At 68.9% G+C, this 16989-nt stretch carries 19 protein-coding genes; 8 read left to right on the top strand and 11 right to left on the bottom strand.

Features of this window, described 5'->3' with window-relative positions; genetic code table 11:
• Window positions 1-13 precede the first annotated feature (13 nt).
• Together CRP45_RS24410 and pdhA are read right to left on the bottom strand one after the other, a co-directional pair.
• On the bottom strand, window positions 14-988 hold the full coding sequence (locus tag CRP45_RS24410; protein ID WP_067787657.1) for an alpha-ketoacid dehydrogenase subunit beta: 975 nt from the start codon (window positions 986-988) through the stop codon (window positions 14-16).
• Complete coding sequence (gene pdhA, locus CRP45_RS24405; protein WP_097247134.1) at window positions 985-2097, bottom strand: pyruvate dehydrogenase (acetyl-transferring) E1 component subunit alpha; 1113 nt, start codon at window positions 2095-2097, stop codon at window positions 985-987. The genes CRP45_RS24410 and pdhA overlap by 4 nt, the downstream gene beginning before the upstream one ends.
• A gap of 145 nt (window positions 2098-2242) precedes the next feature.
• Here pdhA and CRP45_RS24400 point away from each other — a divergent pair, with 145 nt between their 5' ends.
• Both CRP45_RS24400 and CRP45_RS24395 read left to right on the top strand, forming a co-directional pair.
• Window positions 2243-2737 carry an Lrp/AsnC family transcriptional regulator gene (locus tag CRP45_RS24400; protein WP_067787660.1) on the top strand — a complete coding sequence of 165 codons (495 nt, stop codon included), beginning with the start codon at window positions 2243-2245 and terminating at the stop codon, window positions 2735-2737.
• A gap of 26 nt (window positions 2738-2763) precedes the next feature.
• Window positions 2764-3567: an SDR family oxidoreductase gene (locus CRP45_RS24395; RefSeq protein WP_097247133.1), complete on the top strand. Its 804-nt coding sequence runs from the start codon at window positions 2764-2766 to the stop codon at window positions 3565-3567.
• A 16-nt stretch (window positions 3568-3583) separates the two neighbouring features.
• On the opposite strand, the gene CRP45_RS24390 is transcribed toward CRP45_RS24395, so the two are convergent.
• Window positions 3584-3976 carry an acyl-CoA thioesterase gene (locus CRP45_RS24390; RefSeq protein ID WP_174554840.1) on the bottom strand — a complete coding sequence of 131 codons (393 nt, stop codon included), beginning with the start codon at window positions 3974-3976 and terminating at the stop codon, window positions 3584-3586.
• Between the two features lie 26 nt (window positions 3977-4002).
• On the bottom strand, window positions 4003-4995 hold the full coding sequence (locus tag CRP45_RS24385; RefSeq protein WP_067787879.1) for an AraC family transcriptional regulator: 993 nt from the start codon (window positions 4993-4995) through the stop codon (window positions 4003-4005).
• A gap of 81 nt (window positions 4996-5076) precedes the next feature.
• On the opposite strand from CRP45_RS24385, the gene CRP45_RS24380 reads away from it, so the two are divergent.
• A complete protein-coding gene (locus CRP45_RS24380; protein WP_097247132.1) occupies window positions 5077-5934 on the top strand; it encodes an NAD(P)H-binding protein in 858 nt (285 codons plus the stop codon).
• Between the two features lie 328 nt (window positions 5935-6262).
• On the opposite strand, the gene CRP45_RS24375 is transcribed toward CRP45_RS24380, so the two are convergent.
• The 5 genes from CRP45_RS24375 to CRP45_RS24355 form a co-directional block, all read right to left on the bottom strand.
• The gene (locus CRP45_RS24375) at window positions 6263-7510 is read right to left on the bottom strand and encodes an MFS transporter (protein WP_245910382.1); all 1248 of its coding nucleotides are present in this window, start codon (window positions 7508-7510) and stop codon (window positions 6263-6265) included.
• Between the two features lie 48 nt (window positions 7511-7558).
• Window positions 7559-8689: a DUF5925 domain-containing protein gene (locus CRP45_RS24370; protein ID WP_245910380.1), complete on the bottom strand. Its 1131-nt coding sequence runs from the start codon at window positions 8687-8689 to the stop codon at window positions 7559-7561.
• A gap of 108 nt (window positions 8690-8797) precedes the next feature.
• The gene (locus CRP45_RS24365; protein WP_097247129.1) at window positions 8798-10216 is read right to left on the bottom strand and encodes an NAD(P)(+) transhydrogenase (Re/Si-specific) subunit beta; all 1419 of its coding nucleotides are present in this window, start codon (window positions 10214-10216) and stop codon (window positions 8798-8800) included.
• A gap of 4 nt (window positions 10217-10220) precedes the next feature.
• Window positions 10221-10535 carry an NAD(P) transhydrogenase subunit alpha part 2 gene (locus CRP45_RS24360; RefSeq protein WP_067787671.1) on the bottom strand — a complete coding sequence of 105 codons (315 nt, stop codon included), beginning with the start codon at window positions 10533-10535 and terminating at the stop codon, window positions 10221-10223.
• Window positions 10535-11650: a Re/Si-specific NAD(P)(+) transhydrogenase subunit alpha gene (locus CRP45_RS24355; protein WP_097247128.1), complete on the bottom strand. Its 1116-nt coding sequence runs from the start codon at window positions 11648-11650 to the stop codon at window positions 10535-10537. The genes CRP45_RS24360 and CRP45_RS24355 overlap by 1 nt, the downstream gene beginning before the upstream one ends.
• Before the next feature lie 405 nt (window positions 11651-12055).
• Between CRP45_RS24355 and CRP45_RS24350 the strand changes: the two genes are divergently transcribed.
• From CRP45_RS24350 to CRP45_RS24340, 3 genes are read left to right on the top strand one after another with little or no spacing between them, the layout of a single operon-like run.
• Complete coding sequence (locus CRP45_RS24350) at window positions 12056-12529, top strand: HIT family protein (RefSeq protein ID WP_097247217.1); 474 nt, start codon at window positions 12056-12058, stop codon at window positions 12527-12529.
• Window positions 12526-13365, top strand: coding sequence for a maleylpyruvate isomerase family mycothiol-dependent enzyme (locus CRP45_RS24345; RefSeq protein ID WP_097247127.1), 840 nt, complete (start codon window positions 12526-12528; stop codon window positions 13363-13365). Before CRP45_RS24350 ends, CRP45_RS24345 begins: the two co-directional genes overlap by 4 nt.
• A 4-nt stretch (window positions 13366-13369) precedes the next feature.
• Window positions 13370-14008: a Type 1 glutamine amidotransferase-like domain-containing protein gene (locus CRP45_RS24340; protein WP_097247126.1), complete on the top strand. Its 639-nt coding sequence runs from the start codon at window positions 13370-13372 to the stop codon at window positions 14006-14008.
• A 168-nt stretch (window positions 14009-14176) separates the two neighbouring features.
• Here CRP45_RS24340 and CRP45_RS24335 read toward each other — a convergent pair whose 3' ends face one another.
• Together CRP45_RS24335 and CRP45_RS24330 are read right to left on the bottom strand one after the other, a co-directional pair.
• A complete protein-coding gene (locus tag CRP45_RS24335) occupies window positions 14177-14665 on the bottom strand; it encodes a GtrA family protein (protein WP_372508050.1) in 489 nt (162 codons plus the stop codon).
• A 69-nt stretch (window positions 14666-14734) separates the two neighbouring features.
• On the bottom strand, window positions 14735-15046 hold the full coding sequence (locus CRP45_RS24330) for a hypothetical protein (RefSeq protein WP_067787682.1): 312 nt from the start codon (window positions 15044-15046) through the stop codon (window positions 14735-14737).
• Between the two features lie 213 nt (window positions 15047-15259).
• Between CRP45_RS24330 and CRP45_RS24325 the strand changes: the two genes are divergently transcribed.
• Both CRP45_RS24325 and CRP45_RS24320 read left to right on the top strand, forming a co-directional pair.
• Complete coding sequence (locus CRP45_RS24325; RefSeq protein WP_097247124.1) at window positions 15260-16618, top strand: FAD-binding oxidoreductase; 1359 nt, start codon at window positions 15260-15262, stop codon at window positions 16616-16618.
• Between the two features lie 86 nt (window positions 16619-16704).
• Complete coding sequence (locus CRP45_RS24320; protein WP_067787690.1) at window positions 16705-16989, top strand: GNAT family N-acetyltransferase; 285 nt, start codon at window positions 16705-16707, stop codon at window positions 16987-16989.

Raw genomic sequence — 16989 nt, 5'->3', positions numbered from 1 at the left:
ATCGGGTCGGCGGTCAGGCGGCGAGCGAACGGTCGACCGCGGCGAGGATGCGATCGGCGTCGGGCAGGTGGTGCTTCTCGAGCTTAGCCGGGGGGTAGGGGATGTCGAACCCGCCGACGCGCAGCACCGGCGATTCCAGGTGATAGAAGCAGCGTTCGGTGATCCGTGCCGCGATCTCGGCGCCGAGCCCCCCGAAGACGGGAGCCTCGTGCACGATGACCAGCCTGCCGGTCTTGTCGACCGATTCCTCGATGGTGTCGAAATCGATCGGCGCGAGGCTGCGCAGGTCGATGACCTCGAGCGAATGTCCCTCCTCCGCGGCGATTTTCGCCGCCGTGAGCGCGGTGGCGACGGTGCCGCCGTAGGCGACGAGGGTGGCGTCCGCGCCGGTGCGGCAGACCCGGGCCCGGCCCATCGGCAGCTCCGGCGGTGCGTCGAAGTCGACCTCGCCCTTGTCCCAGTAGCGCCGCTTCGGCTCGAAGAAGATGACCGGATCGTCCAGGGCGATCGCTTGGCGCACAAGGTGATACGCATCGGACGGATTGCTCGGCGTCACCACACGCAGCCCCGCGGTGTGCGCGAAGTAGGCCTCCGGCGATTCGGAGTGGTGCTCCACCGAACCGATGCCGCCGCCGAACGGGATGCGGATCGTGATGGGCGCGACCACCTTTCCCTTGGTCCGGTAGTGGATCTTGGCCACCTGGGAGACGATCTGGTCGAACGCCGGATAGACGAACCCGTCGAACTGGATCTCGCAGACCGGGCGGTACCCGCGCAGCGCCATGCCGAAAGCCGTTCCGACGATGCCGGATTCGGCCAGCGGGGTGTCGATCACCCGGTTGTTCCCGAAATCCTTCTGCAGCGTGTCCGTCACCCGGAAGACGCCGCCGAGTTTGCCGATGTCCTCGCCCATGAGCACGACCTTGGGATCGTCCTCCAGCGCCCGGCGCAGCCCGGTGTTCAGCGCGTTGGCGAAGGTGGTGATCATGGGCGTGCTCCTTCCGGTCGCGCGGAGAACGCGCCGGGATCGCCGGTCAGGTACTCCGCGTACGCTCGCCGCTGTTCGTCGAGCAGCGAGTGTGGTGTCGCGTAGACGTGGTCGAACAGCTCCATCGGCGCCGGGTCCGGCATCTCGATGGTCGCGGCGCGCAGCTGTCGCGCGACGTCGTCGGCGTGGGCGGCGACTTGCCGCGCCCAGTCCTCGTCGAACTGCCCCTCCCGCTCCAGCAGCCTGCGCACCCGGTCGATCGGATCGCGGCGCTTCCACTCCTCGGTCTCGGCCGCGGCGCGGTACCGGGTGGGATCGTCGGCGGTGGTGTGCGGACCCATCCGATAGGTGAGCGCCTCGATGAAGGACGGCCCGCCGCCCGAACGCGCCCGCGCCACGGCCTGCCTGGTCACCGCGAGCACGGCGAGCACGTCGTTGCCGTCGACCTGCACGCCGGGCATGCCGTAGCCGTAGGCGCGGCGCGCGATCGGCGTCGCGCTCTGAATCCGCACGGGGGCGCTGATCGCCCAGTGGTTGTTCTGGCAGAAGAACACCACCGGCGCGCTCCAACTCGCGGCGAAGCCGAGCGCCTCGGCGATGTCACCCTGACTCGTCGCGCCGTCGCCGAAGTAGGCGATGGTGGCGATCTCGGCGCCGTCCAGGTTCGCGGCATAGGCGTATCCGGTGGCGTGCAGGCCCTGCGAGCCGACCACGATGTTCGGGTTGGTCATGTTCACCGCGCCGGGATCCCAGCAGGAGTGCGCCGCGCCGCGCCACAGCCTGGTGAGCTCGGCGGGGGAAACGCCGCGGCAGTAGGCGACGGCGGCTTCGCGGTAGCTGCAGAACACGTAGTCGTCGGGGTGCAGCGCGCGCGCCGAACCGACCTGGGCGGCCTCCTGGCCGAGCAACGGCGGCCACAGTCCCAACTGGCCCTGGCGCTGCAGCGCGGTCGCCTCGACGTCGATGCGGCGACTCACCACCATGTCCTCGTACAGCGCGCGCAGCTGATCCGGGCCGACATCGGCGACGAGTGCCGCGTGCCGACGATCGAGAACGCGACGGCCATCGGGCTGGATCAACTGCACCGGGTATGTGGGCCGCTCCGCCATGACCGCTCGCCTCCTCATCCTGTGCCGAGCGCGATATGTGTCCTATCTCACAGCATCCACGAGAAAGCGGTCTGCGCAAGTGGCCGGTACACCGATGAGCAGAATGCTCAAATCGGGGGGTCCGGATGGTGTCATACTGCGTTGTATGTCCAGTAAGGAACCCGTCGACGCCACGTTGGACGCCACCGACGCTCGCCTGTTGCTGGAGCTGGTCGCCAATCCGAGGGCGACGGGCGTGGAGCTGGCGAACCGACTCGGACTGTCCCGCAACACCGTGCAGGCGCGGCTGTCTCGCTGGGAGGCCAGCGGGGTGCTCGGCAGTTTCGAGCGGCGGGTGCAGCCGAGAGCGCTTGGCTATCCGCTCGCCGCGTTCGTCGCGGTGGTCGTCGATCAGCACCAATTGGATTCGGTGGTGGACGAACTCGCCGAAGTGCCCGAGGTCACCGAGGTGTGCGGCATGACCGGACTCACCGATCTCACCGTCCGCGTCGTCGCCCAGGACGCCGACGACCTGTATCGAATCGCCGGACAGATATTGAAGATTCCCGGCGTGGAGCGGACCAACATGGCGCTGGTGATGCGCGAGCTGGTGGGGCCGCGGACCGCGCCGTTGCTGGATCGGCTGGCCGGGTCGAGCTGAATCACCGTGCCCGTTACTGTGCGGGTATGGAGATTTCGGGCAAGGTCGCGATCGTCACGGGTGCGGGAGCGGGTATCGGTGCGGCGCTGGCGCGGCGGCTTGCCGAGCGCGGAGCGCGGGTCGTGGTCGCCGACCTGGACGGGGAGTCGGCCGCCGTGGTCGCGGAATCCATTGGTGCGCAGGCGGTATCGGTGGGCGGCGATGTCTCCGACGAGAAGGTCGTGCAGACCATGATCGATCGCGCCGAGGCCGAATTCGGGCCGGTGGACTTGTATTTCGCCAACGCGGGCATCGGCGGCGGTCCCGGACTGGAAAGCACCGACGAGCAGTGGTCGGCCGCGCTGGAGGTGAACGTGCTCGCGCACGTGCGCGCCGCTCGGCTGCTCGTCCCGGGGTGGGCGGCACGCGGCGAGGGATACTTCGTCGTCACCGCGTCGGCGGCGGGGCTGCTGACCCAGATCGGCTCGGCGCCGTACTCGGTCACCAAACACGCCGCGGTCGGCTTCGCCGAATGGCTCTCGGTCACCTACGGGGACAACGGGATTCGGGTCAGCTGCGTGTGCCCGATGGGCGTTGACACCAAGCTGCTGCACGGCGATCTGATCCCCGGCGACGAGGCGGCCGCCGCGATGGCGATCAAGGCGGTCACGTCCGCGGGCGCCGTCCTCTCGCCCGACGAGGTCGCCGACGTGGTCTTGGCCGGAGTCGAGGCCGAACAGTTCCTCATCCTCCCGCACCCGGAGGTGCTGGAGATGTACCGCCGCAAGGGCGCCGACTACGACCGCTGGCTGGCTGGCATGCGCCGGTTCCAAAGCGCGCTGCGCGGGTAGCGAGGCGGAGGAACCGTCAGTCGGTGACGAGTTCGGCGGCGGCGGTGCGAATGACCTCGGGGATCTCGACCGGCTTGCGTGTCTCGGAGTCCACGTAGACGTGCACGAAGACGCCCGTCGCCGCGAGCTCGAGCGAGCCGTCGGCGTCGCGGAAGATCGCCAGGTCGTAGGTGATGCTGGAGCGGCCGAGCCGGGATATCCGCAGGCCCACCTGCAGCTGGTCCGGGAAGCTGATCGAGCCGAGGTACTGGCAGGAGGTCTGCGCGACAACGCCGAGCGCGGGCAGCTCCCTGATGTCGGTGCCAGTCGCGTGCATCAACCAGGCGTTCACCGCGGTGTCGAAATACGAGTAGTACGTCACGTTGTTCACGTGGCCGTAGTGGTCGTTGTCCGCCCACCGGGTCGGCATCGGCCAGAGCACGGGATACTGCTGCGTCACCCGGCCGACGATAGCTCAGCGGGAGCGGCGCCCTGCCGGTGGTCGCGGGGACTGACGCCGAAGTGGCGTTTGAAGGCGGCGCTGAGCGCGAAGGCCGAACCGTAGCCCACCTGACGCGCGATGGCCTCGATGGTGGCGTCCGACTCCTGGAGCAGGTCGGCGGCCAGCGCGAGGCGCCATTCGGTGAGGAAGGCCATCGGCGGCTCGCCGACCAGGTCGGTGAACCGCCGGGCCAGCGCGGCGCGCGAGACGCCGACCGCCTCGGCCAGGCTCGCGACGGTCCAGCCGTGCGCGGGATTGTGCTGGAGCAGGCGCAGGGCCTTGCCGACCAGCGGATCGCTGTAGGCGTGGTACCAGGCGGGTGCGTCGTTTCGGGCGAACCAGGCGCGCAGTGCGGCGATCAGCACCAGGTCGAGGAGGCGGTCGAGCACCGCGCCCTGGGCCGGCTGATCCTTGGTCGCCTCGTCGGCGAGGATGTCGAGCAGGCGGCTGTCGAAATCGCCGTGCGGCAGCACCGCGATCGGCGGCAGGGCGCGCAGCAACCGCTGACTCGCCGCGCCGGCGGACTCGTAGGTGCCGGTGACCATCATGGTCGCGCCCTCGGGATCGGTTCCCCACTGGCGCACGCCGAGACTCAGTGTCTCGCAAAGGATCTCACCGTCGGGAGTCTTCGTGACCTGGCCGGGGTGGATGATGATCTGCGGCGGCGTCGCAGGATCGTCCGCGACGGTGTAGGGATGCGGGCCGCGGAAGATGGCGACGTCGCCCGCGTGCAGTTGGCGCGGCTCGCTCTTGGCCGAAACCTTGTTCCCCTGAACAGAATTCGACTTGCTGTCCGGCACGATCCACGCGGTGCCTCGGATCATCGAGAGCACGGTGAGCGGCGCCTCGTCCTGGATGCGCAACGACCACGGCGGATCCAGCAGCGAACACATCAGGAACGCACCCCTGGCGCGTGGGCCTTCGAGCAGACTGGCGAGCGCATCCACGTCTTCCACACTAGACGCACACGCATGGTTATGAGCGGCTGAACTATGTTTCGTCTCGGCTCCGGGCGGTGTACTCGAAGCATGAACAACAACGACAGCCGACAGCCCCTCGTCCTCGTCACCGGCGGCACCGGAAAGACCGGCTCCCGGGTCGCGGCCCGACTCATGGCGGGCGGCCACGCCGTCCGCATCGGTTCCCGTTCCGCGGAGATTCCGTTCGACTGGACCGACCGCGCCACCTGGGGACCGGCGCTCGCCGATGTGGACGCCGTCTACCTGGCCTACCAGCCGGATCTCGCCGCGCCGGGGGCGCCGGACGTCATCCGGGCGTTCGCGGCGGCCGCGAAGACCGCCGGTGTGGGCAAGCTGGTGCTGCTGTCCGGGCGCGGGGAACCGGAGGCGCTCGAGTGCGAGCGGATCGTGCGCGAATCCGGGTCGGCATGGACCGTGGTGCGCTGCGCCTTCTTCGCGCAGAACTTCAGCGAGGGCGCGTTCGTGGACTACATCCTGTCCGGAACGGTCGCACTGCCCAACGGCGACGTGCCCGAACCGTTCGTGCACGCCGACGACATCGCCGATGTGGCGGTCGCCGCGCTGACCGAGCCGGGGCACGACGGCGAGATCTACGAACTCACCGGGCCGCGGGCGCTGTCCTTCGCCGAGGCGACCGCCGAGATCGCGAAGGCCACCGGGCGCGATATCCAGTTCATCCCGATCAGCCGCACGGAATTCGTTGCCGGGCTTACCGAGTACCAGGTACCGGCCGACGAGGTCAGCCTGCTCGACTACCTGTTCGGCACGATCCTCGACGGGCGGAACTCCCCCACCACGGATGGTGTGCGGCGGGCGCTCGGGAGGGAGGCCAAGGACTTCGGTGCGTACGTCGCGGAGACGGCGGAAACCGGGGCGTGGGCCGTGGAGGAGGTCGCTGTGCGCTGAGGGCACGGTTCGGGTCCGTCACAACGACCCGCCCCTTGAAGCCGATGCGAAGGAGGACATCCCAATAGTGATGACGGGCAATGCAATTCGGACAGGAAGGGCTACGACTCGACCAATGCCGGTCGACGCGATCCGCTCGTTCGACGTGGAATAGCGGATGCGGTCCAACTGTTGAACTTGTCAGAAGTGGAATGTACCCACCCGCGGGCGTGGAGCTCAACGGCGCGCTCCACGCGACCGGACCAGCCCGGGCCGACGATGTCCCGAACCGGCCCCGCGGGTGGTTGCCGAGGGAGTCGGTAGCCCGCCCGATACTCCATCGGCAGGATCAGCGAGCGTCGTCTGTGGCCCTGCTGTCGCGGTGCGTCTCGACCGCGGCCGGGGCGACGACGCCCGCCTTCCAGCAGCAGAGGAGCACCGCGACGAGTGGGACGAGCATGGCGGCGGTGAGCGGGACGAGTTCGGTGAGCCAGCCGATGACGGCGGGCCCCGCGAGCAGGCCGAAGTAGCCGAGGCCGAAGACGCGCGACATGTCGGTTGCGGCGCTGCCGGTGCCGAGATTGCCTGCGGCGGTGAAGATCTGGGGCACGCTGCCGGACAGGCCGAGGCCGCAGAGCGCCCAGCCGACGAGGGTCAGCGGTGCCAAGGGCGACAGCATGATGGTGCCGAGGCCGAGGGCGGCGAGCAGCGTTCCGTAGCGGACCACGGCGACCCGGCCGAACGCGCCGCTGACGCGGTCGGCGGCGAAGCGACCCGCGGTCATGGTCACGGAGAACGCGCCGAACGCCAGCGCGGCGGTGGCTTCGTCGACGCCGAGGTGCTCGCGCATCTGCAGGGTGCTCCAGTCGGCGGCGACGCCTTCCGCGAGCAGGACGGCGAACGCGATGGCGGCCAGCGCGAGCACCTTGCGCCCGTGCCCGGGTTCCGGCACCTCGGCCGCGGCCTCGGTGTGCGCCGGGCCGATGATTTCCGAGCTGGGCGGTTCGGGTCGCCGGCGCGCGGCGGGGTCGACCAGCAGACGCGGCACGCTCGCGACGACCAGCGCGACACAAGCCGCCGAGGCCAAAACGAGCGTCACCCGCACGTCCCAGCCCGCGCGGAGTGCGGCGGCGCCGAGCAGGGAGCCAAGCAGTCCGCCGCCGGAGAACAGGGCGTGGAACGCCGACATGATCGGACGCCCGTAGGCCCGCTCGACCTGCACCGCCTGGGCGTTCATCGAGACGTCCAGCGCGCCGTTGCCGAAGCCGAAACAGGCCAGCGCCGCCGCCAGCCACACCGGACCGGTCGCGAACCCCGGTCCGAGCACGGCTATCGAGGCGATGAGCGCGGCCGCACCCACCAGCCGCCTGCTGCCGAACCGGTCGGCGAGCGGGCCCGCGATGCGCATGCCGACAATGCCCGCGCCCGCCATGAGCAGGATGAACATCCCCAGCGTCGAGTGCGAGACGCCCGTCCGATCGGTGATCACCGGGATGTGCACGACCCACATCGCCAGCAGGACACCGTTCAACCCGAATACCGTGAACACCGCGCCCCGCGCCGCGCGTGTTCGACCATCGACCGTTTTGGCTGGCACCAGTTCGACGGTACCGGCTGCGGGCGAGCGGATACCGCCGACAACCGGCTACAGGTACATCCCCGACTCCGGTTCGGGGGCGGTGGCGTCGAGGCGAGGTGCACCGCCTTGCAGGGCAATGAGTTCGGCGAGCGAGAAGCCGTCGTCGGGGATCGGGGCGGGGTGGTCGCCGAGCCAGCGCCGCGCTTCGGTCGCGGAGAGGCGGCCGATCTCGAGCTGGGCCAGGCAGCGGCCGGGCCGGGTGACGGCGGGGTGCAGGCGGGACAGGTCCTCGTTGGTGGTGATGGCGACGAGCACGTCACGGCCCTGGCCGAGCATCCCGTCGGTCAGGTTCAGCAGACGCGAAAGCCCCTGACCCGCCGAGGCTTTCGCTTCGGCACGGATGAGCTCGTCGCAGTCCTCCAGCACCAGAAGGCGCCAGCGGCGGCGCTCGTCGTCGACCTCGGTGGCGGCCGACATGAGGTAGCCGGGCTGACTGAACAGCATGTCCGGGTCCAGCACGCAGTCGACCTGGCACCACGGCTGCCACGCTCGGGCCAGCGCGCGCAGCGCCGTGGTCTTTCCGGTACCGGGCGGTCCGTGCAGCAACAGCAGCCGACCGCGAATATCTTTGGGCGACAGCGCCATCAGCCGATCCAGCGTGGCCGCGGCCGCGTCCGGGTAGTTGCGGCGGATGTCCGGCCAAACCGGTGTCTCGATGTCGCTTTGGCGTCGCCGCGGTCCCTGCTGGGGGTGCAGGTACCAGAACCCCATCTCGATGCCGTCCACCACCTCGGACGGCTCCTCGGCGTCCCGGATCGCTTCGGCCAGAACGTCGTTGGCCAGCTCGTCGGTGACGGCGGTGACCTCGACGACGGCGGAACGGTCGGCCCAACGGTCCGCGCGCAACGTCCAGCCGTCACCGACCACCAGGATCGAGCGACTGTTGTCCTCCTCGATGGCGCGGGCGATCCGCGAACCCGAGGGACGCAGTGGCGCGTCGGCGCGCACGCGTTCGAGCTGCTTCTTGCGGTAGCGACCCTGTTCGCCTTGCACGAACGGGGTCAGCGCGAGCACGTCGAGCACATCGCGCGGCGAGTAGTACGAATCCAGTGCGACGGACCACCGCAGGCTCTCGGCCGGATCGGCCGGCCCCGGCTCGGGCCCGACCAACCGCAGTGGTTCCTTGCGTTCCAACATTCCGCCCATGATCGGCGCGTCGGACCGGCGCCGTCCACCGAATTAACTCCCCGCGGAAACGAAGCGACCCCCCGCTCCACAGGAACGGGGGGTCGCATACCTGGTGCCTTACAGCGCCTTCAGTTCTTCGGTGACCGCACCGACGGACTTCTTGGCGTCGCCGAACAGCATCGAGGTGGTATCGGCGTAGAACAGCGGGTTGTCGATGCCCGCGAAGCCGGAGTTCATCGAGCGCTTGAGCACGATGACGCTCTTGGCCTGGTCGACGTTGAGCACCGGCATGCCGTAGATCGGCGAGGACGCGTCCTCGCGGGCGGCCGGGTTGGTGACGTCGTTGGCGCCGATGACCAGGGCGACATCGGTGCGGCCGAACTCGCCGTTGATGTCGTCCATTTCCTTCATCGCGTCGTAGGAGACCTCGGCCTCGGCCAGCAGCACGTTCATGTGCCCGGGCATCCGACCGGCGACCGGGTGGATGGCGTATTTGACCTCCACACCCTTCTTCTCCAGCAGCTCGGCCATTTCCTTGACCGCGTGCTGAGCCTGCGCGACGGCCATGCCGTAACCGGGGACCACGATGACCTGGTTGGCGTAGGCCATCTGGATCGCGGCGTCCGCGGCCGAGGTGGCCTTGGCCTGCTTCTGCTCACCGCCACCCGCGCCGGGCGCGGTGCCGCCGCCACCGAAACCACCGGCGACGATGGCCGGGATGGACCGGTTCATGGCCTTGGCCATCAGGTTGGTCAGGATGGTGCCCGACGCGCCGACGATCATGCCCGCCACGATCATCGCGGTGTTGTTCAACGCCAGACCCGCCGCCGCGGCCGACAGACCGGTCAACGCGTTCAGCAGCGAGATGACCACGGGCATGTCCGCGCCACCGATCGGCAGCACCACCATCAAACCGAGCACGCCGGCGAAGACCAGCAGGCCCACCATCCAGAACCACGGCGCGCCACCGTCGGCCGCGCCGATGCCGATCACCACGGCCGCGGCGATCGAACCCAGCAGCAGCAACAGGTTCAGCGGCTGCTGCAGCTTGCCGAGACCGATCGGGCGGCCGGGCAGGATCTCCTGCAGCTTGCCGAAGGCGATCAGCGAGCCCCAGAACGACACCGAACCGATGATCGCGGCGAACAGCGAACCGACGATGATGTGCACGGTCGGCTCTTCACCGTGCTTGAAGTTGGAAAAGCCAGTGGTGTCGAGGAATTCGGCCCACGCGATGAGCGCGACCGTGCCACCGCCGACACCGTTGAACGCGGCCACCAGCTGCGGCATCGCGGTCATCTTGGTGTACTTCGCGGGCGGCACACCCAGCACCACACCGAGCACCAGACCGGCCACGATCAGGATCCAGTTGCTGGTGTCGCGCACCGCGATCAACGTCGCGACCACCGCGATGCCCATACCGACCGCGGCGATCCAGTTGCCGCGCACCGCGGTCTTCGGGCCGGTCAAGCCCATCAGACCGTAGATGAACATCGCGAAGGCGACGATGTAGAGAATATTGACCAGGTTGTCCATAGCTTTACTCGCCCGCCTTCTCAGCGACCGGCTTCTTGGCCTTGAACATGCCCAGCATCCGGTCGGTGACCACGAAACCACCGATCACGTTCAAGGTTCCGAAGACCACGGCAACGAACAGAATGATCTGGATGCCGATCGAAGGGTTCTCCACCCGGCCAAGCGTGACCAGCGCACCGAGCACCACGATGCCGTGAATGGCGTTGGTACCCGACATCAACGGCGTGTGCAGGGTGTTGGGGACCTTGGAGATGACGGCGAAACCGACGAACCCGGACAGCACCAGGATCGCGATGTTCGCCAGGAGTTCGGTATACATCAGTTCACCTCACGAGTGACGCAGGAGTCCGCGAGAACCTGATCCTCGAAGTCGGGGGCGACCTTGCCGTCGACGAGCATCAGTTCCAGCAGGGCCGCGATGTTCTTGGAGTACAGCTCGCTGGCGTGCTCCGGCATGGTCGCGGGCAGGTTCAGCGGCGAAGCGATGGTGACGCCGTGCTTGACCACGGTCTGTCCCGGCTCGGTCAGCTCGCAGTTGCCGCCGGTCTCACCGGCCAGGTCCACGATCACGCTGCCCGGCTTCATGCCCTCGACCGCGGCGGCGGTCACCAGCCGCGGCGCGGGACGACCCGGCACCAGCGCGGTGGTGATCACCACGTCGAAGCCCTTGATCGCGTCCTCGAGCGCCTGCTGCTGCTTGGCCTTCTCTTCCTCGGTGAGCTCACGCGCGTAACCGCCCTCGCCCGCGGCGTCGATGCCGAGGTCCAGCCACTGCGCGCCGACCGAACGCACCTGATCGGCGACCTCGGGACGCACGTCGTAGCCGGTGGTGCGGCCACCGAGGCGCTTGGCCGTCGCCAGCGCCTGAAGACCCGCGACACCCACGCCGAGCACCAGCACGGTCGCGGGCTTCACCGTGCCCGCCGCGGTGGTCAGCATCGGGAAGAAGCGGGTCGACTCCGAAGCCGCCAGCAGCACCGCCTTGTACCCGGCGACGTTCGCCTGCGAGGACAGCGCGTCCATCACCTGCGCGCGCGAGATACGCGGAATCGCCTCGACCGCGAAGGCCTGCACACCGGCCGACTTCAGCGCCGCGATCTGGTTCTCGGCATTGCGTGGGGCAAGGAATCCGATCAGCGTCTGCCCGCCGGACAGCTTGGCCACCTCGGCGTCACTCGGCGGCGCCACCTTCACGACCACCTCGGCCGACCACGGATCGCCGATGGTCGCACCGGCCGCCACGTAGGCCTCGTCGGGAATGAGCGCACCCAGTCCGGCGCCGGCTTCCACGACCACCTCGACGCCCTGCTTCAGCAGCGCCGGAATGATCTTGGGCACCAATGCGACACGCCGCTCGCCCGCGTTGGACTCGCGAACGACTCCGACACGCGCTCCGCGCGGCGACGAGTCGCCAACGTTTTGCGTTGTCTCCACTTGTCAGACTTCCTTCTCGTGCTGGCTGTTGGCCACCGACCGATGTCCGGACGAAGTTACTTACGAGTAAGTTCGCCAAAAATCCTCGCAACTGTACCCGGCTCGCCGTGAGCGTAGCTGAGATGCCCGTCACAGGACGTGGTCGGATTCCGCCCATATGCCGGATTCGCACCGCCGCGACGCGCCGTGTCGTTGCCTCCGTTCTCGCTGCTTCGACGCGAAAAGCTCGACTTCGATGGTCGTCCGCGCAGGTGAGGGCCACAAGATCGAACCTTTCGGTTCCTTACTTACCCCGACGTCAGCGAACTGGTCAGGCGCTCGAGACCGCGGCCGAGAGTGACGGGGGTCATGTTCGACGGGGCATTCGGGGTGTTCCGCGCCACTCGTACGCCGTATGGTCGCGGTGTGAACGACTGCGTCTTCTGCCGCATCGTGGCGGGTGAAGCTCCGGCTACCAAGGTCTACGAGGACGAACTGCTGTGCGCGTTCCTCGATATCCGCCCGATCGCGCGCGGCCACACACTGGTCGTGCCGAAGCGGCACGCGGCGGAACTGGATGATCTGGACGCCGATCTCGGCGCGGAACTCTTCCGCGCCGGGCACCGGATCGCGCTGGCCATGCGCCGCAGCAGTCTCGTCGCCGACGGCGCGAACCTGGTGATGAACGACGGCAAGGCCGCGTTCCAAACCGTCGCGCACGTCCACTTGCACGTCGTCCCGCGTAGGCATGGCGACAAGCTCAGCTTCGCCAAGGGCTTCCTGCTGCGCAGACCGAGCGATCCGGAGGGCACCGCCGCCGCCATCCGGGCGGGACTCGCGACGCTGGCACGCCAGGACGACACCGACGGCGTGGGCACCGAGGAAGGAACGCAGGCATGATCGACCAGACGTTGGACCGCACCGAGCTGACCGCGCTGCTGACCGAGCAGTGGGAGGCCATCGCGGCGCTGGTCGCCGACTTGGACGAAAACCGCTGGCGCACTCCGTCGAAGCTGCCCGGCTGGACCGTGTTCGACATCGTCGCGCACGTGGTCGGCACCGAATCGTGGCTGCTCGGCGAGAAGCCGCCGCCGCACGATCCGATGCGCGAGAAGACCGACGTCCGTTCGCTGCCCTACGTCCGCAACGAGACCGCGGTGCTCAACGAGATCTGGGTCGACCGCCTGCGCCCGATGCCAGGCGCGCGGCTGCTCGAGCTGTTCCGCGAGGTGATGGACCGGCGGCGCAAGGCGCTGACCGAGATGGACGACGCCGAATGGACGACGCCGACGGTCTCCCCGATCGGCCAGGTTCCCTACGGCCGGTTCATGCGGGTGCGGCTGTTCGACTGCTGGATGCACGAACTCGACATCGCCGACGCGCTGGACGTGCGGGTCGACGAGGGCGGCAGGCGCGGCGAGCTGGCGTTCGCCGAGTTCGCCGGATCGCTGCCGCGGGTCGTCGCCAAGCTCGGCAAGGCGCCCGCCGGGTCGCGGATCACCTTCACGCTGACCGGCGCGCTACCGCGGACCCTGCACATCGCGGTGGACGAGCGCGCCGCCTTCGTCGACTCGTTCGACGGTCCGGCAGACGTCGAGATCACCATGGACTCGGGACTTTTCGTGCGGCTGGGCGGTGGTCGGTGCAACGCGGCCGAGCACCTCGACGAGATCACCATCGTGGGCAACGAAGAGCTGGGTGTCCGTGTGGTTCGCCACCTCGCGTTCACCCTCTGAGCCGGTGCGACTCTTCCTGGCCAGCTACCGATTCGGCAAGCATCAGGACCGGCTCGCCGAGCTGGTCGGTGCGCCGGGCCGGGTCGCCGTGATTCCCAACGCGTGCGACGCCTGGCCCGACATGTGGGCGTCGGCGGTGACCAGCGATCTGGTTCCGTTGCGCAAGCTCGGGTATGCGCCGGAGGTGCTGGATCTGCGCGATTACGTCGGGCGCGCAACGGAATTGGAGCATCGGCTCGCCGAGTTCCCGCTGATCTGGGTGCGCGGCGGCAACACCTTCGTACTACGCGCCCAATTCGCCCGCAGCGGAGCGGATCTCGCACTGACGCGGCTGCTCGAAGCCGACGCGCTCGTCTACGCCGGGTACAGCGCGGGCGCTTGCCTGCTGACGCCGGACCTGCACGGACTGGAGTCCGCGGACGATCCCGCCGAGGTGGAACCCGTGTGCGGGGTCGAACCGCGTTGGGACGGGCTGGGTTTGGTCGACCACCGGATCGTCCCGCACGTCGACTCCCCCACCGACCCGGAAGGGTTCGGCAACCGGCTCGCGGCCCAGTATCGCGCCGCCGGGATCCCCCACTGGGCGCTCACCGACGACCAGGTGGTCGTCGTCGACGGCGCCGCACCCGAACTCCTGCGCTGACATTCGCACCTCGACTGGCAGAGAACGACACCGACCGCACCCTGGCACCAACCGCTACCCGGTCGTGCCTCCAAACCCGAAGCACGAGTTCGGTTGCTTCCACACATCTTTCGCACGCCTCACATAGTCGGTGCCTATGTGAGGCGTGCGAACGCTATGTGGGAGCGGTCAGATCGCGTCGGCGGGGCGTGTGCGGAAGACGATCCAGCGCATGGCGGCGTACATATAGATGGCCTCGCAGGCGCCTGCGAGTAGGCGGGACAGGTGGTATTCGAGGCCGAGCGCGGTGAGTCCGCCGCCGACGCCGAGGATGAAGGCCAGGTAGTTGATCAGGACGACCACGACGTACACCGCGGCCTGTCTGCCGACGGGCGCGTGCGAGTGGAAGTTGAAGGTGCGGTTGAGGACGAAGGCGAGTCCGAACGCGCAGATGTAGCCCAGCGTGATCGACACCGGCACCGGCCAGTTCCACCACCCGTGAAAGATGGTGAGCAGCACCAGGTCGACGCCGAAGGTGAAGCTGTTGATCAGTGCGAAGCCGAGGAACGTCGGCGGGACGATCCGGTCCAACCCCAGGGGCAGCCGCGCGACGACGAGCTCACACCAGCGGGTGAACCGGTCGGCGAGGGAGTCGGCGGTGACGGCCAGATCGTGCACGCGGCCAGAATGGCAGCGGCAGGTGTCCGCGAGGTGAGCTGTTGGCAAACGTCCGCCGGGTTGCCCCGCTCAGCCGATCTGTCCGAGGGGTTCCGGGCGGTCCAGGCTGGACCAGGCCATCAGCCAGCGGCGGCGGGTGACGTCGTCGGCGTCGGCGAGGAGGGCGTCCAGCAGGAGCATGGGGTCGCGGCGCCATTGGTCGGCGATCGTCGCCAGCGCTTCCTTGTCGAAGAGGCCCGAGCGGTCGAGGGCGGTGAGCCAGGTACCGAACTCGCCCGCGTGGATGCCGCGCAGCGCCTCCAGATCCACGGCGCCGTCGGCGAACTCGTCGGCGAACAGCGCGCCGATGAGCTCCCGGTAGTCCGGTGATTCGACCCGCATGCCGTCAACCCTCCGAATGTGTGGCAGGTCCCCGGAATGGTCGAACGTCCGTCGGCCGCGCGCGTCCACCGCCACGACGACGGCCGATCCACGCACGGCGAGCCCCTGCACCCGGCATTCTTGCCCGGCGCGCCAGGAATTACCAGCCCGGAAACAACGGCCGCCCGCGTTTTCGACAGCTTCCGCGCCCTCCCCGCACTACTGTGAACAACCGTGGACCTGCATGAACTCGTCGCCGCACTGCCCGAGGGCGCGGTGCTCACCGACCCCGATTTGCTGATCGGCTACCGGCAGGACTGGGCACGCGATCCCGGGGCGGGAACGCCCGCGGCGGTCGTCCGCGCGACCTGCACCGCTGATGTCGCGGCGACGTTGCGCTGGGCGCACGCCCACCGGGTGCCGGTGGTTCCACGCGGCGCGGGATCCGGGCTCTCGGGGGGCGCCACGGCGGTGGACGGCGGAATCGTGCTGAGCACCGAGCGGATGCGGGCGATCACCGTCGACCCGATCACCCGGACCGCGGTCGCGCAGCCCGGCCTGTTGAACGCGGAGGTCAAGCGGGCGGTCGCCGAGCACGGGCTCTGGTATCCGCCGGATCCGTCGTCGTTCGAGATGTGCTCGATCGGCGGCAACGCGGCGACCAACGCGGGCGGGCTGTGCTGCGTGAAATACGGAGTCACCACCGACTACGTGCTCGGCATGGAAGTGGTGCTCGCCGACGGAACCCCGGTGCGGCTCGGCGGGCCCCGCCTGAAGGACTCCGCCGGGCTCTCGCTCACCAAGCTGTTCGTCGGCAGCGAGGGCACGCTCGGCGTGATCACCGAACTGACCCTGCGCCTGCTGCCCGCGCAGCCGGTGCAGAGCACCGTGGTCGCCAGCTTCGCCTCGCTCACCGCCGCCACCGAGGCCATCCTCGGCATCACCGGCACGCTGCGGCCGTCCATGCTCGAGTTCATGGACTCCATCGCCATCAACGCCGTCGAGGACGAGATGCGGATGGGGCTGGACCGCGCCGCCGCCGCGCTGCTGGTCGCCAGGTCCGACGCGCCGGGCGAATTCGCCGCGCGCGAGGCCCAGATCATGGTCGAGGCCTGCGAAAAGGCCGGAGCCACCGAGGTTTTCCACACCGAGGACGCCGAGGAGGGTGAGGCGTTCACCGCGGCGCGGCGTTTCGCGATTCCCGCCGTGGAACGGCTCGGACCGCTGCTGCTCGAGGACGTCGGGGTGCCGCTGCCGCGCCTCGGTGATCTGGTCACCGGCATCGCCGCCATCGCCGAACGCAACGACGTGACCGTCTCGGTGATCGCGCACGCGGGCGACGGCAACACCCACCCGCTGATCGTGCACGACCCCGCCGACGCCGACAACACCGCCCGCGCGCACCGCGCCTTCGGCGAGATCATGGACCTGGCCATCACCCTCGGCGGCACCATCACCGGCGAACACGGCGTCGGCAGGCTCAAGAAGGACTGGCTGCCCGATCAACTCGGTCCGGACGTGATGGCGCTGACGCGGCGCATCAAGGACGCGCTCGACCCGCACGGCATCCTCAACCCCGGCGCGATCCTCTGACGGACGGCCGCGCGGCGGGCGGCTTATACACTCGGCACACCCGACCGGGCCGGAACATTCCCGCGCATGAAGGAGTTGGCACCACCATGACCACCAGGCTCGAGCACAACGCCGCCGACACCCGATTCGAGATCTACGTCGACGACACCCTGGCCGGGTACGCCGACTACGCCGAGCGCGAGGACACCAAGGTCCGCGACTTCCACCACACCATGACCTTCCCGGAGTTCCGCGGGCAGGGCGTCGCGGCCAAGGTGGTCGAATACGCGCTTCAGGACTCCAGGGACGCCGGGTTCTCCGTGGTGCCGACCTGCTGGTACGTCGAGAAGTACATCGCCGACCACCGCGAGTACGCCGACTTGGTCGCCTGA

Source organism: Nocardia amikacinitolerans (genome assembly GCF_900215415.1).
Classification (GTDB): domain Bacteria; phylum Actinomycetota; class Actinomycetes; order Mycobacteriales; family Mycobacteriaceae; genus Nocardia; species Nocardia amikacinitolerans.
This window is presented reverse-complemented; position numbering and strand designations above follow the sequence as displayed.